This is a genomic window from Kitasatospora sp. NPDC059646 (assembly GCF_042734615.1).
Lineage (GTDB): Bacteria > Actinomycetota > Actinomycetes > Streptomycetales > Streptomycetaceae > Kitasatospora.
Genome location: NZ_JBHWDS010000060.1, coordinates 25,203 through 47,323, shown reverse-complemented (window position 1 = coordinate 47,323; position 22,121 = coordinate 25,203). Strand labels below are relative to the sequence as shown.

The following is a 22,121-nucleotide window of genomic DNA, read 5'->3' as shown; positions in this document are numbered from 1 at the left end:
GGCCCGCGGTCCGCCGGGGTAGCACCACGCTCCCCGGGCGGACCTCACCGCACCTCACCGGACCTCACCGGCCCGCAGCCGCCGGTGCCGAGGCCGACGCCGGGGCGCTCGCGCCCGCCGACGGGCCCGGCGTCGCGTTCACCCCCGTATCGGGCGTCGCCGTACGGACCGGCTTGCCGAGCGCGCTGTGCTTCACGTACTCGTCCCAGTCCACGTTCCAGTCGCCGAAGCCGTTGCCGAACGGCTCCATCTCGTGGCCCCGGCTGTTGACCACCTGCACGAGGTCGCCGACCCGGGTGTTGTCGAAGAACCACTTCGCGTTGTCGGTGCTCATGCCGGTGCAGCCGTGGCTGACGTTCTCCCGGCCCTGCGCCCAGGTCGACCACGGCGCCGCGTGCACGTACTCGCCGCTCCAGGTGACCCGGGTGGCCCACTGCACGTCCAGGTCGTAGGACTCGCTGCTGCCGTCGGGTATGCCGATGGTCTCGCCGCTCATCCGGACGCTGGCCTCCTGGCCCAGCACCACCTTGACGCCGTTGCGGGTGTCGAAGCCCGGCTTGCCGGTGGTGACCGGGATGGTCCTGACCACCTCGCCGTTGCGCTTGTACGTCAGCTCGTCGCTGCCGGCGTCGATCACGGCCTCGATCCGGTCGCCGGTCCGCAGCGCGAGGGTCTGCTTCTCGCCGCCGTAGACGCCGTCGGCTATTCGCTCGCCGGGCAGCTCGTAGGCGAGCTTCACGGTGGTGTTGGCCGGCCAGTAGTCCTGCGGCCGGAAGTGCAGGTTCTGGTCGTCGACCCAGTACCAGGCGCCGGTGACGGCGGGCTGCGAGGTGACGGTCAGTCCGCGTTCGATCTGCTGGCGGGCCGCCGCGTCGGTCACCTTCTCGGAGAGCTTGACGGTGAGCGGCTGGCCGACGCCGTAGACGCCGCTGCCGGAGCTGTCGGGGCCGAGTTCGGCGTTGACGACGTGCTGCGCGGCGGCAGTGGTGAAGCTGGAGTCGGCCTCGCCGTGGCCGCCCTTGCCGTCCTCCGCGGCGACCTTGACGGTGTATCCGGCGCCGGCCCGGAGCGGGTCGGTGGTCTGCCAGTGCTGCCCGTCGGCGGCCAGCTGTCCGGCGACGGGCTTTCCGTCGGGTCCGGTGACGGTGACGGCGCCGAGCTTGGCGGTGCCGTCCGCCGTGACGCTGAACGCCTTCGCCGGGTCCACCTTGTCCCCGGCGGCCGACGTGTGGATCAGCGGTGCCACGTCGATCTGGTGGGGCGAGTTCTTCGACGATCCGCCGGTGGAACAGGCCGCGGCCGGTGTGATCACCAGCAGGGCGGCGAGCGCGGTCCGGGTACTGACTGTCCGAGAGCCCTTCAACGGAACCTCCCAGGGTTGGAACCTGCCTCGAAGCGTAGGAAGGCGTCACCCCTGGGGCACTCCGGGTAACCCGGGCGGGGGAATCCGCAGCGACGACGAGAGCCGGGCACCCCCCGGAGGGAGTACCCGGCTCGCCGTGCGGCTTGCGCGATCCGGAACCTTACTGGTTCTGGTTCTCGCCGCGGTAGAACTCGAAGACCCAGCCGTACAGGCCGATCAGCAGGACCGGGATCGACCAGAACAGCAGCCACCAGCCGAAGATGACGCCCAGGAAGGCCAGCGCGCCACCGATCGCCAGGGAGAGCGGCTGCCAGCTGTGCGGGGCGAAGAAGCCCAGCTCGCCGGCGTCGTCCGAGACCTCGGCCTCGGGGTTGTCGCCCGCACCGGTGTCCACCCGCTTGGCGGTGAACGCCAGGTAGAAGCCGATGAAGGCGCACAGGCCGAAGGCCAGGAACAGCGCGGTGGTGCCCGCGGCCTCAAGGCCGTGGTCGGACTTGGTGGTCCACACGAAGTAGGTGATCGCGATGGCCAGCGTGAACACGGCCAGACCGGCGAAGATCTTTCCCTGTTCCTTCATCAGACGTCACCCTCCTTCTTGCCCTTGCCCAGGGACGGGCGGTCGTAGTGCGCGGGGGTCACACCCTCGAAGTGCTTCGCCGGCTCACCGTGGTTCTCCAGGTAGTCCAGCGCGGCGATCTCCGGGTGGTGCAGGTCGAACGCCGGGGATTCCGAGCGGATCCGCGGCAGGGTGGTGAAGTTGTGCCGCGGCGGCGGGCAGGAGGTCGCCCACTCCAGCGAACGGCCGTAGCCCCACGGGTCGTCGACGTTGACCTTCTCGCCGTACTTCGCGGTCTTCCACACGTTGTAGAGGAACGGGAGCATCGACAGGCCGAGCAGGAACGAGCCGATGGTCGACACCGTGTTCAGCGTGGTGAAGCCGTCACCGGCCAGGTAGTCGGCGTAGCGGCGGGGCATGCCCTCCGCGCCGAGCCAGTGCTGGACCAGGAAGGTGGTGTGGAAGCCGAAGAACAGCGTCCAGAAGGTGATCTTGCCCAGGCGCTCGTCCAGCATCTTGCCGGTCATCTTCGGCCACCAGAAGTGGAAGCCGGCGAACATCGCGAAGACGACGGTGCCGAACACCACGTAGTGGAAGTGCGCGACGACGAAGTACGAGTCGGAGACGTGGAAGTCGATCGGCGGGGAGGCGAGCAGGACACCCGTCAGACCGCCGAACAGGAAGGTGACCAGGAAGCCGATCGTCCAGAGCATCGGGGTCTCGAAGCTCAGCGAGCCCTTCCACATGGTGCCGACCCAGTTGAAGAACTTCACACCGGTCGGGACCGCGATCAGGAAGGTCATGAACGAGAAGAACGGCAGCAGGACCTGGCCGGTCACGTACATGTGGTGCGCCCACACCGTCACCGAGAGGCCGGCGATGGCGATCGTCGCGGCGATCAGGCCGGAGTAGCCGAACATCGGCTTGCGGCTGAACACCGGGATGATCTCGGAGACGATGCCGAAGAACGGCAGCGCGATGATGTACACCTCGGGATGGCCGAAGAACCAGAACAGGTGCTGCCACAGCATGGCGCCACCGTTGGTCGGGTCGAAGACGTGCGCCCCGAACTTGCGGTCCGCCTCCAGGGCGAACAGCGCGGCGGCCAGCACCGGGAAGGCCAGCAGGATCAGCACGGCGGTCAGCAGGACGTTCCAGACGAAGATCGACATCCGGAACATCGTCATGCCGGGCGCGCGCATGCAGATGATCGTGGTGATGAAGTTGACCGCACCGAGGATGGTGCCGAAGCCGGAGAAGGCCAGACCCATGATCCACATGTCGGCGCCGATGCCCGGCGAGCGGACCGCGTCCGACAGCGGCGAGTAGGCGAACCAACCGAAGTCCGCCGCACCCTGCGGGGTCAGGAAGCCCGCCACCGCGATGACCGAGCCGAACAGGTACAGCCAGTAGGCGAACATGTTCAGGCGCGGGAACGCGACGTCGGGGGCGCCGATCTGGAGCGGCATGATCCAGTTGGCGAAGCCCGCGAACAGCGGGGTGGCGAACATCAGCAGCATGATCGTGCCATGCATGGTGAACGCCTGGTTGAACTGCTCGTTCGACAGGATCTGGGTACCCGGCCGGGCGAGCTCCGCGCGCATGACCAGGGCGAGCACGCCACCGATCAGGAAGAACGCGAACGAGGTCGCCAGGTAGAGGGTGCCGATCGTCTTGTGGTCAGTGGTGGTGAGCCACTTGATGATCGCGTTGCCCGGCTTGCGCACACGAGGGGTCCCCGAGGTGACGGCCCCGGCTCCCCCACCGGCCGCGGCGGGCTCGTTGAGGATGGTCACTTCTCTTCACTACTTCCCGTGGGGAGGATGCCTGCGGGAACCGCGCCGGCCTGGCCCTTGTCGCGGAGTTCCTTCAGGTGCGCCTCGTACTCGTCGTGCGAGACGACCTTCACGTTGAAGAGCATCCGCGAGTGGTCGACGCCGCAGAGCTCGGCGCACTTGCCACGGAAGGTGCCGTACGCGGTCGGGGTCACCTCGAACTCGTTGACCACACCGGGCACGACGTCCATCTTCATCATGAAGTTGACGGGCCAGAAGTCGTGGATGACGTCGTTGGAGGTCAGCCGGAACTTCACCGACTCGTTGATCGGCAGGTAGAGGGTCGGAGCCTCCTTGGTGCTGCCGACCTCGTACGCCGCCGTGCTGCTCGACGGGTCGGGGATCTCGCTGTTCTCGTAGTTGAACGCCCAACTCCACTGGAAGCCCACCACGTTGATGGTGTGCTGGGGCTTCTCGGAGACCTTCGTCAGGGTGGCCTCGTCGCGCGCGACGAAGTAGAACAGCACCGAGACGATGACGAGGGGGACCGCGGTGTACAGCGCCTCGATGGGCACGTTGTACCGGGTCTGAGCAGGGATCTCCACCTTGGTGCGGCTGCGCCGGTGGAAGATCACGCTCCAGAGGATCAGACCCCACATCAATGCACCAACAACCAGAGCCGCGATCCACGAGCCCTGCCACATGTGAAGGACCAGCGGGCCTTCCTTGGTGACGGGACTGGGGAGGCCAAGCCTGGGCAGGTCGTTGGCCGAGCAGCCGGTGGCGGTCGCGATGACGAGGCCCAGTGCCAGCGCCTGAGGCAGCTTCCGCCGCATCGTGCGCCGCGGCGAGCGGTCGGAGCCGTTGGGACTCACGTAGCGCCTTCCCGAAGTCTCGCCCGCGAACGCACCACCGTCAGGAGTCCGTTGATCTGGTCTCCCCGGCGGTCCGGCCACGGGCACGGTTTGAATGCTTATGCGGGCCAAACGCTACTCCATCCTTATGCGGCACTCACGGGCAGCCCCCGCTAACGCGCCGCCCGGCTACCCGATCAGCCCCCGAGGGGTGAAGCACCCCGGAACAGCGGACGGAGTCGCAGGTCATGGCGGACTTCCGAGCCTCCCACGACCGAACGGGCGACCGCACTGCGACACGCGGGTGACGGACCGTCGGCCGCTCCCGCAGCCGGGAGGAATCCCCCCGTAAGGGGCGTCGTCTACGGTGGCCCCGTGCCCTACTTCGACGCCGCCTCCACCGCCCCGCTGCACCCCGTCGCCCGGCAGGCGCTGCTCGCCGCGCTGGACGAGGGCTGGGCCGACCCCGCCCGACTGCACCGCTCCGGCCGGCAGGCCCGGATGCTGCTCGACGCCGCCCGGGAGACCGTCGGCGAGGTGCTCGGCGCCCGCGCCGACGAGATCGTCTTCACCGCATCCGGCACCCAGGCCGTCCAGTTGGGCGTCCTCGGCGCGCTGCGCGGCAACCGCCGGCGCGGCGCCCACCTGCTGCACTCCGCGGTGGAGCACTCGGCCGTCCTGCACACCGCCGAGCGGTGGGCCGCCGACGGCGGCGCCGCCACCGCCGTCCCGGTCGACCGTCACGGCCGGGTCGACGCCGGGGAGTTCGCCGCCGCGCTGCGGCCGGACACCGCGCTCGCCGTCCTGCAGTCCGCCAACCACGAGGTCGGCACCCTGCAGCCGGTCGCCGAGACCGCCGCGCTGATCGGCGACGTCCCACTGCTGGTGGACGCCGCGCAGAGCGCCGGCCGGCTGCCGGTGCCGGGCGGCTGGTCGGTCCTGACGGCCAGTGCGCACAAGTGGGGCGGCCCGGCCGGCGTCGGCGTGCTGGCGGTCCGCAAGGGCGTCCGGTACTCCTCGCCGCTGCCCGCCGACGACCGGGAGGGCGGCCGCGTGCCGGGCTTCGTCAACGTCCCCGCGATCGTGGCCGCCGCCGCCTCGCTGCGGGCGGTCCGGGCCGAGGCCGAGACGGAGAACGCCCGGCTGCACGAGCTGGTCGAACTGATCCGGCGTCGGGTCCCGCAGCTGGTCCCCGCGGCGGAGGTGGTCGGCCACCCGGAGCTCCGGCTCCCGCACCTGGTCACCTTCTCCTGCCTGTACGTGGACGGCGAAGTGCTGCTCGGCGAGCTCGACCGGGCCGGCTTCGCCGTGAACTCCGGCTCGTCCTGCACCTCCAGCACGCTGACGCCGAGCCACGTGCTGGCCGCGATGGGCGTCCTCACCGAGGGCAACGTCCGCGTCTCGCTCCCGCCGGGCACCACCGCCGCGGACGTCGAGCGCTTCCTCGACGTGCTCCCCCGCGTCGTCGCCGACATCCGCGCCCCGCTCGGCCTCGACCTCCCCGCCCCGGGCGGCACCGCCGAGGCGCTGGTCCTCGACACCCTCGGCAAGCGCTGCCCGCTGCCCGTCATCGAACTCGCCAAGCGCATCCCCGGGGTCGCCCCGGGCGGCCGCGTCGCCGTCCTCTCCGACGACGAGGCGGCCCGCCACGACATCCCGGCCTGGTGCGAGATGTGCGGCCACACCTATGCGGGCGAGGCCCCGGCCACCGAGTACGGCGCGGACCACGGCACGGCCTACCTGGTGGTCAGGGCGGAGGACCGCTAGCAGGCGCGCGGGGCCCGGGCCGTCGCGGTTCCCCCCGACGGCCCGGGCTTCCCGCCCGCCGGCCGGACTAGAGCTTCTCGCGGATCTCCGCCGCCGCCTGCGCGCCGTACGCGGCCTCGAAGCGCTCCAGGAAGTGGCCGCCGCGCAGCTCGTACTCCTGGGTTCCGACGGTCTCGATGACCAGGGTGGCGAGCATGCAGCCGATCTGGGCGGCGCGCTCCAGGCCGAGGCCCCAGGAGATGCCGGCCAGGAAGCCCGCGCGGAAGCCGTCGCCGACGCCGGTGGGGTCGGCCTTGCGCTCCTCCGCGGCGCAGCCGACCAGGATGTCGGGCTCGCCGTTGCGCTGGATGCGGACGCCCTTCGCACCGAGGGTGGTGACCCGGGTGCCGACGCGGCGCAGGATCTCGTCCGAGGACCAGCCGGTCTTGGACTCGATCAGCGCGGCCTCGTACTCGTTGGTGAACAGGTAGGCCGCGCCGTCGACGATCTCGCGGATGTCCTCGCCCTCCAGGCGGGCGAGCTGCTGGGAGGGGTCGGCGGCGAAGGCGTAGCCGCGGGTGCGGCACTCCTGGGTGTGCCGCACCATCGCGGCGGGGTCGTCGGCGCCGATCAGGACCAGGTCGAGGCCGCCGACCCGGTCGGCGATCGGCTTCAGCTCGATGTTGCGGGCCTCGGCCATCGCGCCGGTGTAGAAGGACGCGATCTGGTTGTGGTCCTGGTCGGTGGTGCACATGAACCGGGCGGTGTGCCGGGTCTCGGAGATGTGCACGGACTCGGTGTCGACGCCGTGCCGGTCGAGCCAGCTGCGGTACTCGGTGAAGTCCGCGCCGGCCGCTCCGACCAGGATCGGGCGCAGGCCCAGCACGCCCATGCCGAAGGCGATGTTCGGGCCGACGCCGCCGCGGCGGATGTCGAGGGTGTCGACCAGGAAGGACAGCGACACCGTGTGCAGCTGTTCGGCGACCAGCTGCTCGGAGAAGCGTCCGGGGAAGGTCGTCAGGTGGTCGGTGGCGATCGAGCCGGCGACGGCGATGCGCACGGGGTTCTCCTCGGGCGGCCCGGCGGTGGCCGGAGCACGGACAACAACCCACCTAAGGTACCCGCCCGATCCGGTACTACCGATGGGTAGGCCTGTCGCGCTGGGCCGGACCGTCCTAGGGTCGCCGGTACGGGGGCCGGACGCGGCCCCCGTCCAGTCCGCGGCAGCGTGGCCGCGGCGCGGCGATCGGAGCTGGGTACCGCATGGTGATTGATCACTCCCCCCGCCGTCTGCTGGGCGGCCTGCACGACGCCGACGCGGAGTCGCTGTCCGACCTGCTGGACTCCTCGCGCCGGCTGGGCCGGTTCTGGCCCGCGGCCGGGCCGGGGCCGGTGGGCGCCGTGCCGGTGGCGCTGGGCGTCCGGGTGCCGGTGGAGGCCCGCCGGGTGGTGGCCGGCATGCCGGAGTTCGGCGAGTAGCGGGAACCGGTTTCCTCCCGAGCACGTCAAATCCGCGCGGTGCCGCTCCCGGCGGCACTGCGCGAACCCCCGGGAGGAACGCAGATCATGGACGACAGGACCGCAGCCGTCTCCGTCAGGCCCTCGTACGCGCGTCGGAGCGCCATGGCGCTCGCCGCCGCGTCCCTCGCCGCCGGGCTGTTGACCGCGTGCGGCAGTTCCGGCTCGACGGCCCCGGCCGGCCCGGGCTCCCCGAGCCCGAGCCCGACCGCCGCCGCCTCGGACGCGTCCCCGGCCCCGGGCAGCGCTGCCCCGGGCTCGCCGACCGCCACGGCGGGCGCTTCGACCCCGGCCGGGAACGGCACCCCGACCGCGGGCGAGCCGACCTCGCCTGGCATCGCCGTGGGCGAGCACCCGCCGACGGCCGTGAAGATCCCCGTGACGGGCTACCGGCAGGACAGCCCCACCCAGTTGACGGTGTTCTACGTCGCCGGGGTGTGCGACAAGTACGGGGTGCGGCTGGAGGAGGACAACCCGCCGGCCGTGAAGCTGCGGATCGTGGTCACCAGGACCGCCGAGCCGGGCAAGGCCTGCCCGCAGGTGATGAAGGAGCAGGAGGCGACGGTGACGCTGCCCCACCCGATGAACGGCGGCGGTGTGGTGGACACCGCGACCGGCGAGCAGGTGCCGCCGCGGTCCGACGGGGTGGGCGCCGGCGGCCCGCGCTGACCCCGGAAAGCCCCGAGGGCGGCTCCCCCGCACGGGGAGCCGCCCTCTTCGTTCGCGCTGCTGGAAGGCTTAGCTGAACGAGTCGCCGCAGGCGCAGGAGCCGGTGGCGTTCGGGTTGTCGATGGTGAAGCCCTGCTTCTCGATGGTGTCGACGAAGTCGACGGTGGCGCCGCCCAGGTAGGGGGCGCTCATCCGGTCGGTGACGACCTTGACGCCGTCGAAGTCCTTGACGACGTCGCCGTCCAGCGAACGCTCGTCGAAGAACAGCTGGTAGCGCAGGCCCGAGCAGCCGCCGGGCTGCACGGCGACGCGGAGCGACAGGTCCTCGCGGCCTTCCTGCTCCAGCAGGCTCTTGACCTTGGCCGCGGCGGCATCGGTGAGGAGGATGCCACTCTCGACGGTGGTCTTCTCGTCCTGGACGGTCATGCTTACTCCCGGTCGGTGACGACTGTGATCCGCCAGTGCCAACCGGCGGCCTCCCGGATTCATTTCCGGAAGGTGGTGCGTTCGGGGACGTTTTTTCGTCGCCCACTCCCCCACGTACCCCATGCTCGCACACCGGCCGGGGCGGGGTCACCGTCCGCTCTCGGGCAAAGCGCTACCGCCCGCGCATCCGGCGCAGCAGGATGTGACGGTGATCATTCGTCAGCTGAGGGACACCGCGGAGGACGCCGAGGCGGTGAACCGGGTCTCCCGGGCGGCGTTCCGCGACCTGGACGGCCGGCCGCCCGCGGACGGGTCGGAGCCGGAGGACGAGCGGGCGCGGATCCGCCGGCTCGCGCGTTCTCGGCACCTGGCGGTGACCGATCCGCAGGGGTGCTGGATCGCCGAGCAGGACGGCGAGCCGGTCGGGGCGGCGCTGTCGCTGCGCCGCGAGGGCGTGTGGGTGCTGGCGCTGTTCGCGGTGCTGCCGTCGGCGCAGGGCCGGGGGGTGGGCCGACTGCTGCTGGAGCGGGCCGCGGCGCACGGGCGGGGCTGCCTACGCGGGCTGCTGTGCGCCTCGCCGTCGCCGGCGGCGGCGCGCCGCTACCGGGCGGCGGGGTTCACGCTGCACCCGACGATGCGGCTGACCGGCCGGGTGGACCGGGAGCGGCTGCTGGATCCGGGGGACATCCCGGTGCACCGGGGCAACGCCTCGCACCTGCACCTGCTGGACTCGGTGGACCGGCGGCTGCGGGGCGCGGCGCACGGCCCGGACCACGGGTTCATGCTGGCGCACTTCGAGGAGCTGCTGATCGCGGACACCCTGGCGGGCACCGGCTACTGCTACCGGGACGGCGGGAGCGTCCAGCTGGTGGCGGCCACGTCGAAGCGGATCGCCGCCCGGCTGCTGCGGGAGGCACTGGCCCGGGTGCCGGCGGACACGGACGCGGACGTGTCGTTCCTGACGGCCGAGCAGGAGTGGGCGGTGGACGTGGGCCTGGACCTGGGCCTGTCGCTCAGCACCCGCGGCTACCTCGGGGTGCGCGGGATGCGCCCGCCGGCCCCGTACGTGCCGAACGGCGGCTACCTGTAGCCGCCGTCCGGTCCCGCGGGCGGTCACCGCATGGTGTCGAGGATCTCCTGGACCATCTCCATGGTGGTGCCGGGGTGCAGGAAGGCGAACCGGGCGACGGTCTCGCCGTCCCAGCCGGTGGGGGTGACGAAGCCGATCTGGTCGGCGAGCAGTCGGCGGGACCAGCGGTAGTAGTCGTCGTGGGTCCATCCGGTACGGCGGAAGCAGACCGCGGTCAGCTGCGGGTCGTGGAGCAGTTCGAGGTGCTCGGTGTCGCGGATCAGCTGCGCGGTGTCCCGGGCCAGGCGCAGGCCGGTCTCGATGGCGTCGGTGTAGGCCTGGACGCCGTGCACGGCGAGCGAGAACCAGAGCGGCAGGCCGCGGGCGCGCCGGGTCAGGTGGTAGGCGTAGTCGGTGGGGTTCCACTCGTCGCCCTCGGTGTGCAGGACGTCCAGGTAGCCGGCGTCCTGGGTGTGCACGGCGCGGGCCAGCCGCGGGTCGCGGTAGAGCAGCGCGGCGCAGTCGAACGGGGCGAACAGCCACTTGTGCGGGTCGACGACGAAGGAGTCGGCGTGCTCGATGCCGTTGTAGCGCTCGCGCACGGAGGGGGCGAACAGCCCGGCGCCGCCGTAGGCGCCGTCGACGTGGAACCACATCTCGCGTTCACGGGCGACCTCGGCGATGCCGGCGAGGTCGTCGATGATGCCTTCGTTGGTGGTGCCGGCGGTGCCGACCACGGCGACGACGGTCTCGGGGTGCGGGTCGGCGTCGAGGGCGGCGCGCAGCGCGGCGCCGGTGAGGCGGCGGTCGACGGCGGGGACGGGGAAGGCCTCGACGCCGATGATGTTGAAGGTGTTCTTGACCGAGGAGTGCACCTGGTCGGCGACGGCGATCCGCAGCCGGGCCTCCGGACCGACGCCCAGCCGGCGGCGGGCGGTGTCGCGGGCGACCACCAGCGCGGAGAGGTTGCCGGCCGAGCCGCCGGAGACGAAGACGCCGCCGGCGGCCGCGGGCAGGCCGGCCCGGTCGGCTATCAGCCGCAGCACCTGGTTCTCGGCGGCGATCGCGCCGGCCGCCTCCAGCCAGGAGATGCCCTGCAGGGAGGCGCACGAGACCACCATGTCGAACAGCAGCGCGGCCTTGGTGGGGGCGCACGGGATGAAGGACAGGTAGCGCGGGCTGTCGGCGGAGATGACGGCCCGGGACAGCTCGTGGTCGTACAGCTTGAGCACGTCGGCGGGGTCGTTGCCGCGGTCGTTGAGCAGTCCGGCGAGGACCTCCCGCAGGTGCGCGCCGTCGCCGGGGTGGTCGAGCGGGACGGGGTCGTACTGCAGCCGTTCGCGCATGTAGTCGAAGACCAGGTCGACCAGCTCGTTGTCCGGCTTGTGCATGCGGTCGGGCGCTGCGTACACGGGTGTCCTCTTCGCTGCGTGCGGTGCGTGGGGTTCCCGATCAGCGTAGGCAGCGGTGGCGGGCGGGCGCGCGTCGGAACGGGGCCGGTCAGGGCCGGTTTCGTGCGTGTTCGAGGGGGGCCGCGCAGGATTCCTGCGTCAGATCAGCTGGGAGAGCACGACCGAGGAGCGGCTGCGCTGGACGCCGGGCTCCTTGCGGATGCGTTCGATGACGGCTTCCAGGTGGCGGGTGTCGGCGGCCCGCAGGTGGACCAGGGCGTCGGGGTCGCCGGTGACCGTCCAGGCGGCGGCGACCTCCGGGAACTTGCGCAGCGAGGCGAGCAGTTCCTCGGGCGAGGTGCGGGGGCGGCAGTAGACCTCGACGAACGCCTCGGTGCCCCAGCCGAGCAGGGCGGGGTCGAGCACGACGGTGAAGCCGCGGACGACGCCGCGCGCCCGCAGCCGGTCGATCCGGCGGCGGACGGCGGTGGCGGACAGGTTGGTGAGCAGTCCGATCTCGGCGTAGGAGGCGCGGCCGTCGCGGCTGAGGTGGTCGAGCAGCAGGCGGTCGGTGTCGTCGAGGGCCGCCCGGCCGAGGTCGGGCGGCCGGTGGGTGCTCATGGCGGGGCTCCACGGGTGGTGCGGGTGAGGGTGTCGCGAGCCGCGGCCCCCGCGCACGGGGGCGGACTCTGCGGGCCCATTCTCGCGGACGCCGGACGTGCGTTCAGTCCACCAGCAGGACGATCTTGCCGCGGGTGCGTCCTTCGGCGTTGAGGGCCTGGGCGGAGGCGGCCTGGCCGAGCGGGAAGGTGGAGGCGACCGGAACGGTGAGCAGTCCGTCGTCGGCGAGCCGGGCGACGGCGGCGAGGTCCTCGGGGTCGGGGCGGGTCCAGATGTAGTGGCCGCCGAACTCGGTGACCCGGTAGTCGACGGCGGAGGCGATCCGGGTGGGGTCCTTGGCCAGGGCGGTGGAGACGTCGAGCGCCTCGCCGCCGACCAGGTCGAGCACCGCGTCGACCCCGTCGGGGGCGAGGGCGCGGACGCGTTCGGTCAGGCCCGGTCCGTACTCGACGGGTTCGACGCCGAGGCCGCGCAGGTAGGTGTGGTTGTGCGGTCCGGCGGTGCCGATCACCCGGGCGCCGAGGGCGCCGGCGATCTGGACGGCGATCGAGCCGACGCCGCCGGCCGCGGCGTGGATCAGCACGCTCTCGCCGCTGCGCAGGTGCAGGGCGTTCACCAGGGCCTGCTGGGCGGTGAGCCCGGCGGTGGGCAGGCCGCCGGCCTCGGCCCAGGAGAGCGCGGCGGGTTTCCGGGCCAGGGTGCGGACGGGAGCGGCGACGAGTTCGGCGTAGGTGCCGTGTTCGATGACGTCCTTGCGGACGTAGCCGATCACCTCGTCGCCGGGCCGGAACTCGGTGACGGCGCCGCCGACGGCCTGCACCGTGCCGGCCAGGTCGAAGCCCATGACCAGCGGGAAGTGCACGTCGAGGATGCCGTCGAGGTGCCCCTCGCGGATCTTCCAGTCGACGGGGTTGACGCCGACCGCTCGGGTGCGGACGAGGACGGAGTCGGGGCCGACCTTGGGGTCCGGGAGTTCGGTGTACTCGACCACGTCGGGGCCGCCGTAGCGGTTGATCGCGATTGCCTTCATGCCCTCCAGCCAACCGGGGGCACGGCGGGTTCTCGCGCCGGAAGCATCCATCCTGGTGAGCGGTTCTCGTCACATCGACAGGATGGCCATCGTCAGGCTGACGACAACCGGTTATCATAGATAGCGTCAGATAGACGAGAAGGCTGGTCGGGAACGATCCGGCCGCACAGGAGGGCAGCCGCCCGTGACCACCACCACCGAGACGTACGGCGTCGACCCCACTCCCTCGCCGCTCGCCCTGCTGCTGCTCGGCCGCGAGGCCGACCCGAACAGCGAGCGCGGCGTGGAGTGCCCCGGCGACCTGCCCGCCGCCTCCGACCCGGACCTGGTGGCGCGCGCCCGCGCCGCCAAGGAGAAGCTCGGCGACCGGGTCTTCATCCTGGGCCACCACTACCAGCGCGACGAGGTCATCGAGTTCGCCGACGTCACCGGCGACTCCTTCAAGCTGGCCCGCGACGCCGCGGCCCGCCCGGAGGCCGAGTACATCGTCTTCTGCGGCGTGCACTTCATGGCCGAGTCCGCCGACATCCTCACCTCCGAGCGCCAGCAGGTCGTCCTGCCGGACCTCGCCGCGGGCTGCTCGATGGCCGACATGGCCACCGCCGAGCAGGTCGCCGAGTGCTGGGACGTGCTGACCGACGCGGGCGTCGCGGACGTCACCGTGCCGGTGTCGTACATGAACTCCTCCGCCGACATCAAGGCCTTCACCGGCAAGCACGGCGGCACCATCTGCACCTCCTCCAACGCCAAGCGGGCGCTGGAGTGGGCGTTCGAGCAGGGCCAGAAGGTGCTGTTCCTGCCCGACCAGCACCTGGGCCGCAACACCGCGGTGCTGGAGATGGGCTTCTCCCTGGAGGACTGCGTCCTCTACAACCCGCACAAGCCGAACGGCGGCCTGACCGCCGAGCAGCTGCGCGACGCGAAGATGATCCTGTGGCGCGGCCACTGCTCGGTGCACGGCCGGTTCAACCTGGACTCGGTCAACGAGGTGCGCGAGCGGATCCCCGGCGTGAACGTGCTGGTGCACCCGGAGTGCCGCCACGAGGTGGTCACGGCCGCCGACCAGGTCGGCTCCACCGAGTACATCATCAAGGCGCTGGACGCCGCCGAGCCCGGCTCCAAGTGGGCGATCGGCACCGAGCTGAACCTGGTCCGCCGGCTCGCCAAGGCGCACCCGGACAAGGAGGTCGTCTTCCTCGACCGCACGGTGTGCTTCTGCTCCACCATGAACCGGATCGACCTGCCGCACCTGGTGTGGGCGCTGGAGTCGCTCGCCGAGGGCCGGGTCCCGAACGTGATCACGGTGGACGCCGAGACCGAGAAGTACGCCAAGGCCGCGCTCGACCGCATGCTGGCCCTGCCGTAACGATTCTCCGGCACCCGCGCGAGAGGGCGGGCACTCCCCCGGGGGAGTGCCCGCCCTCTCGTCACGAACGGCGCCCGAACTACTCCGGGAGGCCCGGGATCAGACCGTCGCCCTCGTCGCGCAGCAGCTCCCGGACCTGGTCCAGGGACGCCTCGGCGTCCGGCAGGATCAGGTCGGACGGCTCCAGCGACTCCGGCGGCAGCGGCGTGCCGACCTCCCGGACGGCCGCCAGCAGGCTGCCGAGCGCCGCCTTGAAGGCCGCCTCGTCGCCCGCCTCGACGGCCTGGAGCAGATCGTCGTCCAGCTGGTTCAGCCGGTTGAGGTCCCCCTCGGCGACCTCGAACTGCCCCTCACCCAAGACCCGCATGATCATGCTGGTACGTCTCCCCTGCTCGCGGGCTTACTTCTGGTAGTTGATGGTGGGCGGCGGGGTGTCGTTCTTCCCCTGCTCGATCGCCTGCGGCTGGGAGGCGGGGGTGCCGCCGGTCAGCTCGGCCTTCATCCGGGCCAGCTCCAGCTCGACGTCGCTGCCGCCGGCCACCCGCTCCAGCTCGGCCTCGATGTCGTCCTTGCGGCCCAGGCCGCTGGCGTCGTCGAGCGCGCCGGAGGCCAGCAGCTCGTCGATCGCGCCCGCGCGGGCCTGCATCTGCGCGGTCTTGTCCTCGGCCCGCTGGATCGCCAGACCCACGTCGCCCATCTCCTCCGAGATGCCGGAGAAGGACTCGGCGATCCGGGTCTGCGCCTGGGCGGCGGTGTAGGTGGCCTTGATGGTCTCCTTCTTGGTGCGGAAGGCGTCCACCTTGGCCTGGAGGCGCTGGGAGGCGAGGGTGAGCTTCTCCTCCTCGGCCTGCAGGGCCTGGTACTGCGTCTCCAGGTCGGTGATCTGGGACTGCAGGTTGGCCTTGCGGCTGAGGGCCTCGCGCGCCAGGTCCTCGCGGCCCAGCGACAGCGCCTTGCGGCCCTGGTCCTCGTACTTGGAGGACTGCTGCTGGAGCTGGGTCAGCTGGAGCTCCAGGCGCTTGCGGGAGGTGGCCACGTCGGCGACGCCCCTGCGCACCTTCTGCAGCAGTTCCAGCTGCTTCTGGTAGGAGTAGTCGAGCGTTTCGCGCGGGTCCTCCGCCCGGTCCAAGGCCTTGTTCGCCTTGGAGCGGAAGATCAGCCCCATACGCTTCATGATTCCGTCGCTCATGGGCCTCGATAGCCCCCTTCTTCGGGCCTGGGTTTGCGTCTCGTGACAGGTCGAGTGTATGCGCGGCGGGGTCCCCGGCGCAGTCCACCGGCCAGCAACAATGCTGCTACAGCGGGGGGCCGTCCGGCATCGTCCTCACGATCGATATCGGTTCGCGTCCGGGGGCGGGCCGGAAACCGGCCGGTCAACCCGTACGCTGGGAGTGTGTTTCGACGCCGCTCTGATGAATCCGCTGCCGCCTCCACCGTCACCATGACGAAGGAGGACGAGAAGCTGCCCCGCGACCCGCAGGCCCCCAAGGGCCGGCCCACGCCCAAGCGCAGTGAGGCCGAGGCCAACCGGAAGACCCGGGTCTCCGTCCCCAAGGACCGCAAGGAGGCCGCCCGGCAGGCCCGCGAGCGGATGCGCGTCGAGCGCGAGAAGCAGCGCACCGCGCTGCTGGAGGGCGACGAGCGCGCCCTGCCGGCCCGTGACAAGGGCCCGGTGCGGCGGTACGTCCGCGACTTCATCGACTCCCGCTGGGCCGCGGCCGAGTTCTTCCTGCCGTACGCCGTCGTGGTGCTGGTGCTCTCCATCACCAAGATCGGCTACCTGCAGCTGCTCTCCACGCTGCTGTTCATGATCTTCTTCGTGGTGGTGATCCTCGACTTCGTCCGGATCGGCTTCGCGCTGCGCAAGGGCCTCGCCGAGCGCTTCCCGAACGACAACACCCGCGGCGCCGTGACGTACGGCCTGATGCGCACCCTGCAGATGCGCCGCCTGCGGCTGCCCAAGCCGATGGTCAAGCGGGGCGAGCGGCCCTGACCGCAGAAGCCGTACCGCCGTACTGGGCCCCGCCGGCGCAGCAGCCGGTCGGGGCCTTCGGCACGCCGGGCATCCCCGCCCAGCAGTACGGGACCGGGGCGCCGCGCGGCCGGCACGGCCGGCTGCCCGCCCGGGGCGGGCCGTACCACAGCGGGGCCGGCGAATGGCTGGAGCGGCACGGCGGCCTGCACAACCTGGTCCGCCAGGAACTGGTGACCCGTCAGCTCGCCGAGCAGCTCACCCGGGGCACCGCGCTGCGGGTGCTGGACGTCGGCTGCGCCGAGGGCACCCAGGCGCTGCGGCTGGCCCGCGCCGGGCACTTCGTCACCGGCATCGACCCGGACCCGAACATCCTCGCCGTCGCCCACCAGGCGCTGGCCGCCGAGCCGCCCGAGGTCCGCGAGCGGGTCCAGCTGCTCACCGGCGACGGCCACCAGGTCGGCCGCTGGTTCGGGCCGCGCAGCTTCGACCTGGTGCTCTGCCACGGCACCCTGATGTACCTGCCCGACCCGGACCCGATGCTCGCCTCGGTGGCCCGCATCCTGGCCCCCGGCGGGCTGCTCTCGCTGCTGGTCCGCAACGGCGACGCGCTGGCCATGCGGGCCGGGCTGACCGGCGACTGGCGGGCCTGCCAGGAAGCCTTCGACACCACCCGCTACACCAACCGCCTCGGCCTGCCCGCCCGCGCCGACCGGCTCGCCGAACTCTCCACCACGCTCGCCGAGTTCGCCGTCCCGGTGCGCCGCTGGTACGGGGTGCGGGTGTTCACCGACACCATGCCGGACGAGGCCGCCCCGGTGGACGGCCGCCAGCTCGGCCAGCTGCTGGACGCCGAGGAACGGGCCGGCAAGCAGGACCCGTACCGGCACGTCGCCGCGCTGCTGCACGTCGTCGGAATGAAGTGAGCGCCGCCGCGCCCTGACGGCCGGTCAGCCCTCGTGCAGGCTCATCGGGTAGACGTCGCGGCCGTCCTCGACCAGCACCACGCGGTCGACGCCGTCGTCCAGCAGCGTCTTCCACTCCTCGCCGATCCAGGACTCCGCGTCTCCCTGGCTGGAGAACTCCTCGGCGCCGCCGTCCTGGGCCACCACGGCGCCGTCGCTCTTCTCGTACCGCCAGGTCCACACCATGCCGGGCTCCTCCGGGTAAGCGCTGCTGAAGGGTTGCGACAGTAGCGTGCCCACCTGGGATGCGGGCATGCGCCGTCCGGCAGGATGATCGCATGGCCCTCCCCCGCACCCTGCTGCTCGGCGGCGCCCGCTCGGGCAAGTCCACCCGCGCCGAGCAGCTGCTCGCCGACCACCCCGACGTCCTGTACGTCGCCACCTCCGGCACCCGCGACGGCGACGCCGACTGGGCGCACCGGGTCGACCTGCACCGGGCGCGCCGGCCCGCCGGCTGGCGCACCGCCGAGACCTGCGACCTGGAGGCCGTGCTGGCCGACGACGCCGACCCCGCGCCGGTCCTGATCGACTGCCTGGCGCTGTGGCTGACCGCCGTCATGGACGAGCACCGGGCCTGGGACGACGAGCGGTGGCTGGACGGCGGCCGGGAGGCCGTCGAGGCGCGCTGCGCGGCCCTGGCCGCGGCCTGGGCCGGCACCCGGCGGACGGCGGTCGCCGTCAGCAACGAGGTCGGCATGGGCGTGGTCCCCGCCACCGCCTCCGGACGGCGCTTCCGGGACACCCTCGGGCGGCTCAACATGGCCGTCGCCGACGCCTCCGAACAGGTGCTGCTGGTGGTCGCCGGACAGGTGCTGACCGTCAAAGGTACGGCCGTGTAGATTGCCGAGCGATGGACACCACCGTGGATCTCGACACTTTCTCCTCGCTCGTCGAACGGCCTGACGAGAGTGCGCGGCGCGGCGCCGAGGAGCGCTGGCAGCAGTTGGCCCTGCCGCGCGGCGGCCTGGGCCGGCTCCAGGAGCTGGCGGCCTGGCTGGCGTCCGCGCAGGGCGAGGCGCCGACCCGCCCGCTGGGCTCCAGCCGGGTCCTGCTGTTCGCCGCCGACCACGGCGTCGCCTCGCTCGGCGTCTCCGCGCTCGACGCCCGCGGCGGCACCGCCGACCGGGTCCGTGCGGTGCTCGACGGCACCGCGCCGGTGTCGGTGCTGGCCCGCCGCTTCGGCGCGGACGTCCGGGTGGTCGACGTCGCCGTGGACGTCGACCCCGCCGAGTTCCCCGAGGAGGTCGTCCGCCACCGCGTCCGGCGCGGCTCCGGCCGGATCGACGTCGAGAACGCGCTGACCCCCGACGAGGCCGCGCGGGCCTTCCGGGCCGGCATGGCCGTCGCCGACGAGGAGGCCGACGCCGGGACCGACCTGGTCCTGCTCGGCGACCTCGGCGTCGGCTCCACCACCGTCGCCGCCGTCCTGATCGGCGCCCTCTGCGGCACCGACGCCGCCGCCGTCACCGGCCGCGGCTCCGGCGTCGACGACCGGGTGTGGATGACCAAGTGCGCCACCGTGCGCGACGCGCTGCGCCGGGCCCGCCCCGTGCTCGGCGACCAGCTCGCGCTGCTCGCCGCGACCGGCGGCGCGGACTTCGCGGCGATCACCGGCTTCCTGCTGCAGGCCGCCGTCCGCAAGCTCCCCGTCGTCCTCGACGGGGTGGTCTCCGCGGCGAGCGCCCTGGTCGCGCAGCGGATCGCGTTCCGCGCTCCCGAGTGGTGGCGGGCCGCCGCGCTCACCGGCGAGCCCGCGCAGGCCAAGGCCTACGACCGCCTGACCCTGACGCCCCTGCAGGACACCGCCGTCACCATGGGCGAGGGCGTCTCCGCGGTCCTCGCCCTCCCGCTGCTCCAGGCCGCCGGCGACGCCCTCGCCGAACCGGCCGCCGTCCCCACCGCGAAGCCGCTGCCGCCGCGGGCCCCGGCCAAGCTGCCGACCGCGGCGGAGCTGCTCGGGCGCTACTGAGGCCCGGGCGGTGAACGAGGAGGGCGCCCGGCGCGCCGGAGCGTCCGCCGGGCTGCGGTTCGCGTTCGGGACGCTGACGGTGTTTCGGGTGCGGGTGCACCGCTGGGACCGGTCGGCGGGCGGGGCCGCGATGGCGCTGGCACCGGTGGTCGGCGTCGTGCTGGGAGCGCTGGCGGGCGCCGTCGGGGCGCTGGTCGCCTGGCGGGGCGGGGCGCTGCTGGGCGGGATCGCCGCGGTGGCCGTCTGGGCGGTGGCGACGCGCGGGCTGCACCTGGACGGGGTGGCCGACGTCGCGGACGGGCTCGGCAGCGGCAAGCCCGCCGAGGACGCGCTGCGGATCATGAAGCAGTCGGACATCGGGCCGTTCGGCGTGCTGACGCTGGTGCTGCTGATGCTCGCTCAGGTCGCCGCGCTGGCCGGGCAGTTCGGGGCCTCGCTCTGGCGCGGGGCGCTCGCCGCCGGCGTCGCCGCGACGGCGGGCCGCACCGCGCTGCTGTGGGGGTGCCTGCGCCCGGTGCCGGCCGCCCGGCCCGGGGGGCTGGGGGCGATGGTGGCGGGCACCGTCCGCCCGGTGACGGCGGTGCTGGTGACGCTGCTGGTGGCCGCCGGGGCGGCGGCGCTGCGGTGGCAGTGCGGGGTGGCCGTGCTGCTCGGGGTGGCGCTCGCCGGGGGATTGCTGCGGCGCTGCGTGCGGCGCTTCGGCGGGGTGACGGGGGACGTGCTGGGGGCGCTGGTGGAGACCTCCGCGACCGGGGCGCTGGTGGCACTCGCACTGGCATGACGGCGGGCCCGCGCGGGAACTCACGCACCGTCACGAGTCGCGGCGGTTCGTGCACGGGGGCAGGCGGGGCGGCGAGATCCCAACATGCGGACTACCATGCGGTGAGCACCCTGGCCCCATGCCCCGTTTTGCCGCGAGGTCTGCCTGGGTTTTGCCGGTCGGCAATGGAGCCGGCGCCGGCTGTGGACCGCGAAAGAACAGGACGCATTTGTCGTGACTGCACTGTCTGTGAGCACCTCCTCCGCCGCGAGCCTGCGTGCGGATGCCCTGGTGATCGGTGTCGCGAAGGGCCCTAAGGGCCTGGTCGTGGCGGCCGGCGCCGAGGCGGTCGTCGAGGCGTTCGATGGCAAGCTGGCCGAGGTCCTCACCACCCTGGGCGCCACCGGTGCCGAGGGTGAGGCGGTCAAGCTTCCCGCGCCGGCCGGGCTGAAGGCTCCGCTGGTGCTGGCCGTCGGCCTGGGCGAGGCCGTCGACGGCGCGTACGACGCCGAGGACCTGCGGAAGGCCGCCGGTGTGGCCGCCCGCACGCTGGCCGGTTCGAAGAAGGCCGCGCTGGCGCTGCCGGCCGTCTCCGCCGAGGACGTCGAGGCGGTCGCGCTGGGCGGCCTGCTCGGCTCGTACTCCTTCGGCGCCTACAAGGGCGAGGTCGCCAAGGCCCCGGTCGCCGAGCTGGTCGTGCTGACCGACCGCAAGGGCTCGAAGGACGCCAAGGCCGCCGTGGAGCGCGCCACGGCGATCGGCGAGGAGATGAACCGGGCCCGCGACCTGATCAACACCGCCCCGAACGACCTGAACCCGAAGTCCTTCGCCGCGATCGCCCAGGCGGCCGGCAAGGAGCACGGCCTGAAGGTCGAGGTGCTGGACGAGAAGGCGCTGGCCAAGGGCGGCTTCGGCGGCATCCTGGGCGTCGGCGTCGGCTCGGCCAACCCGCCGCGGCTGGTGAAGGTGGCGTACACCCACCCGAAGGCGAAGGCCACGCTGGCGTTCGTCGGCAAGGGCATCACCTACGACTCGGGCGGCATCTCGCTGAAGCCGGCCGGCCACAACGAGACCATGAAGTGCGACATGTCGGGTGCCGCCGCGGTGTTCGCCGCCGTGGTCGCCGCCAAGCGCCTGGGCCTGCAGGTCAACGTGACGGCGTGGCTGGCGCTGGCGGAGAACATGCCGTCCGGCTCGGCGACCCGCCCCGGCGACGTGCTGCGGATGTACGGCGGCAAGACCGTCGAGGTGCTGAACACCGACGCCGAGGGCCGCCTGGTGCTGGCCGACGCGATCGTCCGGGCCGGCGAGGAGCAGCCCGACGTGATCGTCGACGTGGCGACCCTGACCGGCGCGATGGTGCTGGCGCTGGGCAACCGCACCTTCGGCGTGATGGCCAACGACGACGCGCTGCGCACCAAGCTGCACGAGACCGCGGGCGCGGTGGGCGAGGCGTCCTGGCCGATGCCGCTGCCGGCCGACCTGCGCAAGGGCATGGTCGAGTCGACCGTCGCGGACCTGGCGAACATGGGCGAGCGGATGGGCGGCGGCCTGGTGGCCGGCCTGTTCCTGCAGGAGTTCGTCGCCGAGGGCATCGACTGGGCGCACCTCGACATCGCCGGCCCGGCGTTCAACGAGGGCGGCCCGTCCGGCTACACCCCGAAGGGCGGCACCGCGAGCGCGGTGCGCACCCTGGTCCGCTTCGCGGAGGACACCGCCGCGGGCAAGTGACCCGATGACGTGAGGGGCCCGGCACCGTTGGTGCCGGGCCCCTCACGCATTACCAGCCGGTAGTGACCGGTGCCAATTCGAGGATCTGTTCGCCTCCGGCGAAACTTGATTCCGCAGAGCGGAACCAGCCCGGCGAAGCCCCCCGTACGGAGTACCGCCGAACGCCCATTTCCCGGCCGTGAGCTGGGACGATACCTCCAGGAGCGGGTCACACCACCGCTCCGCGGACCGCACCGGGGTCCGGCCGGGGCACCCTCCGACGCCACCTGCCGCCAACAAGTGCAAAGATGTATTTCCGGCACGACTGGGCGCCCTTACAAGGGCTCTCACCCACCGGACC

Annotated in this window: 22 protein-coding genes and 1 pseudogene; 11 read left to right on the top strand and 12 right to left on the bottom strand. The window is 72.5% G+C overall.

What is annotated here, in order from left to right; all coding sequences use genetic code 11:
* Positions 1 to 64 precede the first annotated feature (64 nt).
* The 4 genes from ACFV1L_RS31185 to coxB form a co-directional block, all read right to left on the bottom strand.
* The gene (locus ACFV1L_RS31185) at positions 65 to 1,363 is read right to left on the bottom strand and encodes an Ig-like domain-containing protein (protein ID WP_380372242.1); all 1,299 of its coding nucleotides are present in this window, start codon (positions 1,361 to 1,363) and stop codon (positions 65 to 67) included.
* 160 nt (positions 1,364 to 1,523) lie between these two features.
* On the bottom strand, positions 1,524 to 1,940 hold the full coding sequence (locus tag ACFV1L_RS31180) for a cytochrome c oxidase subunit 4 (protein WP_035861832.1): 417 nt from the start codon (positions 1,938 to 1,940) through the stop codon (positions 1,524 to 1,526).
* Entirely contained in the window at positions 1,940 to 3,715 is a 1,776-nt protein-coding gene (ctaD, locus tag ACFV1L_RS31175) for a cytochrome c oxidase subunit I (RefSeq protein ID WP_380372239.1), read from the bottom strand. Before ctaD ends, ACFV1L_RS31180 begins: the two co-directional genes overlap by 1 nt.
* Positions 3,712 to 4,569, bottom strand: a complete 858-nt coding sequence (gene coxB / locus ACFV1L_RS31170) for a cytochrome c oxidase subunit II (RefSeq protein WP_380372236.1) — start codon at positions 4,567 to 4,569, stop codon at positions 3,712 to 3,714. Before coxB ends, ctaD begins: the two co-directional genes overlap by 4 nt.
* A 354-nt stretch (positions 4,570 to 4,923) precedes the next feature.
* Here coxB and ACFV1L_RS31165 point away from each other — a divergent pair, with 354 nt between their 5' ends.
* Positions 4,924 to 6,315, top strand: a complete 1,392-nt coding sequence (locus ACFV1L_RS31165; protein WP_380372235.1) for a cysteine desulfurase/sulfurtransferase TusA family protein — start codon at positions 4,924 to 4,926, stop codon at positions 6,313 to 6,315.
* A 67-nt stretch (positions 6,316 to 6,382) separates the two neighbouring features.
* Here ACFV1L_RS31165 and ACFV1L_RS31160 read toward each other — a convergent pair whose 3' ends face one another.
* On the bottom strand, positions 6,383 to 7,354 hold the full coding sequence (locus ACFV1L_RS31160) for a carbohydrate kinase family protein (protein ID WP_380372233.1): 972 nt from the start codon (positions 7,352 to 7,354) through the stop codon (positions 6,383 to 6,385).
* Positions 7,355 to 7,557: 203 nt separating this feature from the next.
* On the opposite strand from ACFV1L_RS31160, the gene ACFV1L_RS31155 reads away from it, so the two are divergent.
* Together ACFV1L_RS31155 and ACFV1L_RS31150 are read left to right on the top strand one after the other, a co-directional pair.
* Positions 7,558 to 7,773 (top strand): hypothetical protein, encoded by a 216-nt coding sequence (locus ACFV1L_RS31155; RefSeq protein WP_380372231.1) that lies wholly within the window; start codon positions 7,558 to 7,560, stop codon positions 7,771 to 7,773.
* A gap of 87 nt (positions 7,774 to 7,860) precedes the next feature.
* Positions 7,861 to 8,481, top strand: a complete 621-nt coding sequence (locus tag ACFV1L_RS31150; protein WP_380372228.1) for a hypothetical protein — start codon at positions 7,861 to 7,863, stop codon at positions 8,479 to 8,481.
* Between the two features lie 69 nt (positions 8,482 to 8,550).
* Here the strand turns inward: ACFV1L_RS31150 and erpA are convergent, their stop codons facing one another.
* Positions 8,551 to 8,907, bottom strand: coding sequence for an iron-sulfur cluster insertion protein ErpA (gene erpA / locus ACFV1L_RS31145; RefSeq protein WP_380372225.1), 357 nt, complete (start codon positions 8,905 to 8,907; stop codon positions 8,551 to 8,553).
* A 208-nt stretch (positions 8,908 to 9,115) separates the two neighbouring features.
* Between erpA and ACFV1L_RS31140 the strand changes: the two genes are divergently transcribed.
* Positions 9,116 to 9,997: a GNAT family N-acetyltransferase gene (locus ACFV1L_RS31140; RefSeq protein ID WP_380372222.1), complete on the top strand. Its 882-nt coding sequence runs from the start codon at positions 9,116 to 9,118 to the stop codon at positions 9,995 to 9,997.
* A gap of 23 nt (positions 9,998 to 10,020) precedes the next feature.
* Here ACFV1L_RS31140 and ACFV1L_RS31135 read toward each other — a convergent pair whose 3' ends face one another.
* The 3 genes from ACFV1L_RS31135 to ACFV1L_RS31125 all read right to left on the bottom strand — a co-directional run bounded on the left by ACFV1L_RS31135 (position 10,021) and on the right by ACFV1L_RS31125 (position 13,018).
* The gene (locus ACFV1L_RS31135) at positions 10,021 to 11,388 is read right to left on the bottom strand and encodes a pyridoxal phosphate-dependent decarboxylase family protein (protein ID WP_380372219.1); all 1,368 of its coding nucleotides are present in this window, start codon (positions 11,386 to 11,388) and stop codon (positions 10,021 to 10,023) included.
* Positions 11,389 to 11,526: 138 nt separating this feature from the next.
* Positions 11,527 to 11,988 carry an Lrp/AsnC family transcriptional regulator gene (locus ACFV1L_RS31130; protein ID WP_380372217.1) on the bottom strand — a complete coding sequence of 154 codons (462 nt, stop codon included), beginning with the start codon at positions 11,986 to 11,988 and terminating at the stop codon, positions 11,527 to 11,529.
* 103 nt (positions 11,989 to 12,091) lie between these two features.
* Complete coding sequence (locus tag ACFV1L_RS31125) at positions 12,092 to 13,018, bottom strand: NADP-dependent oxidoreductase (RefSeq protein ID WP_380372214.1); 927 nt, start codon at positions 13,016 to 13,018, stop codon at positions 12,092 to 12,094.
* A gap of 184 nt (positions 13,019 to 13,202) precedes the next feature.
* Between ACFV1L_RS31125 and nadA the strand changes: the two genes are divergently transcribed.
* The gene (nadA, locus tag ACFV1L_RS31120; RefSeq protein WP_380372211.1) at positions 13,203 to 14,384 is read left to right on the top strand and encodes a quinolinate synthase NadA; all 1,182 of its coding nucleotides are present in this window, start codon (positions 13,203 to 13,205) and stop codon (positions 14,382 to 14,384) included.
* 79 nt (positions 14,385 to 14,463) lie between these two features.
* Here nadA and ACFV1L_RS31115 read toward each other — a convergent pair whose 3' ends face one another.
* Positions 14,464 to 14,757 (bottom strand): hypothetical protein, encoded by a 294-nt coding sequence (locus tag ACFV1L_RS31115; protein WP_380372208.1) that lies wholly within the window; start codon positions 14,755 to 14,757, stop codon positions 14,464 to 14,466.
* 27 nt (positions 14,758 to 14,784) lie between these two features.
* A complete protein-coding gene (locus tag ACFV1L_RS31110) occupies positions 14,785 to 15,573 on the bottom strand; it encodes a PspA/IM30 family protein (RefSeq protein WP_084223439.1) in 789 nt (262 codons plus the stop codon).
* A 252-nt stretch (positions 15,574 to 15,825) separates the two neighbouring features.
* Here ACFV1L_RS31110 and ACFV1L_RS31105 point away from each other — a divergent pair, with 252 nt between their 5' ends.
* Together ACFV1L_RS31105 and ACFV1L_RS31100 are read left to right on the top strand one after the other, a co-directional pair.
* Positions 15,826 to 16,377: a DUF3043 domain-containing protein gene (locus ACFV1L_RS31105; protein WP_380372205.1), complete on the top strand. Its 552-nt coding sequence runs from the start codon at positions 15,826 to 15,828 to the stop codon at positions 16,375 to 16,377.
* A 212-nt stretch (positions 16,378 to 16,589) separates the two neighbouring features.
* Complete coding sequence (locus ACFV1L_RS31100; RefSeq protein ID WP_244305276.1) at positions 16,590 to 17,282, top strand: bifunctional 2-polyprenyl-6-hydroxyphenol methylase/3-demethylubiquinol 3-O-methyltransferase UbiG; 693 nt, start codon at positions 16,590 to 16,592, stop codon at positions 17,280 to 17,282.
* 24 nt (positions 17,283 to 17,306) lie between these two features.
* On the opposite strand, the gene ACFV1L_RS31095 is transcribed toward ACFV1L_RS31100, so the two are convergent.
* Positions 17,307 to 17,507: a hypothetical protein gene (locus ACFV1L_RS31095; RefSeq protein WP_380372203.1), complete on the bottom strand. Its 201-nt coding sequence runs from the start codon at positions 17,505 to 17,507 to the stop codon at positions 17,307 to 17,309.
* Between the two features lie 104 nt (positions 17,508 to 17,611).
* Here ACFV1L_RS31095 and cobU point away from each other — a divergent pair.
* The 4 genes and pseudogenes from cobU to ACFV1L_RS31075 all read left to right on the top strand — a co-directional run.
* Positions 17,612 to 18,160, top strand: a pseudogene (gene cobU, locus ACFV1L_RS31090) (bifunctional adenosylcobinamide kinase/adenosylcobinamide-phosphate guanylyltransferase); the annotation flags it as partial.
* 11 nt (positions 18,161 to 18,171) lie between these two features.
* Complete coding sequence (locus tag ACFV1L_RS31085) at positions 18,172 to 19,290, top strand: nicotinate-nucleotide--dimethylbenzimidazole phosphoribosyltransferase (RefSeq protein ID WP_380372201.1); 1,119 nt, start codon at positions 18,172 to 18,174, stop codon at positions 19,288 to 19,290.
* A 10-nt stretch (positions 19,291 to 19,300) separates the two neighbouring features.
* A complete protein-coding gene (locus ACFV1L_RS31080) occupies positions 19,301 to 20,071 on the top strand; it encodes an adenosylcobinamide-GDP ribazoletransferase (protein ID WP_380372198.1) in 771 nt (256 codons plus the stop codon).
* Between the two features lie 213 nt (positions 20,072 to 20,284).
* Positions 20,285 to 21,781 (top strand): leucyl aminopeptidase, encoded by a 1,497-nt coding sequence (locus ACFV1L_RS31075; protein ID WP_380372195.1) that lies wholly within the window; start codon positions 20,285 to 20,287, stop codon positions 21,779 to 21,781.
* Positions 21,782 to 22,121: the final 340 nt, after the last annotated feature.

Bases quoted from the DNA above. Each gene is read 5' to 3' on its own strand.
- ACFV1L_RS31180 (WP_035861832.1), bottom strand. From the start codon at position 1,940: ATGAAGGAACAGGGAAAGATCTTCGCCGGTCTGGCCGTGTTCACGCTG.
- ACFV1L_RS31130 (WP_380372217.1), bottom strand. From the start codon at position 11,988: ATGAGCACCCACCGGCCGCCCGACCTCGGCCGGGCGGCCCTCGACGAC.
- ACFV1L_RS31110 (WP_084223439.1), bottom strand. From the start codon at position 15,573: ATGAGCGACGGAATCATGAAGCGTATGGGGCTGATCTTCCGCTCCAAG.
- ACFV1L_RS31115 (WP_380372208.1), bottom strand. From the start codon at position 14,757: ATGATCATGCGGGTCTTGGGTGAGGGGCAGTTCGAGGTCGCCGAGGGG.
- ACFV1L_RS31155 (WP_380372231.1), top strand. From the start codon at position 7,558: ATGGTGATTGATCACTCCCCCCGCCGTCTGCTGGGCGGCCTGCACGAC.
- ACFV1L_RS31125 (WP_380372214.1), bottom strand. From the start codon at position 13,018: ATGAAGGCAATCGCGATCAACCGCTACGGCGGCCCCGACGTGGTCGAG.
- ACFV1L_RS31095 (WP_380372203.1), bottom strand. From the start codon at position 17,507: ATGGTGTGGACCTGGCGGTACGAGAAGAGCGACGGCGCCGTGGTGGCC.
- ACFV1L_RS31105 (WP_380372205.1), top strand. From the start codon at position 15,826: ATGACGAAGGAGGACGAGAAGCTGCCCCGCGACCCGCAGGCCCCCAAG.
- ACFV1L_RS31150 (WP_380372228.1), top strand. From the start codon at position 7,861: ATGGACGACAGGACCGCAGCCGTCTCCGTCAGGCCCTCGTACGCGCGT.
- erpA (WP_380372225.1), bottom strand. From the start codon at position 8,907: ATGACCGTCCAGGACGAGAAGACCACCGTCGAGAGTGGCATCCTCCTC.
- ACFV1L_RS31085 (WP_380372201.1), top strand. From the start codon at position 18,172: ATGGACACCACCGTGGATCTCGACACTTTCTCCTCGCTCGTCGAACGG.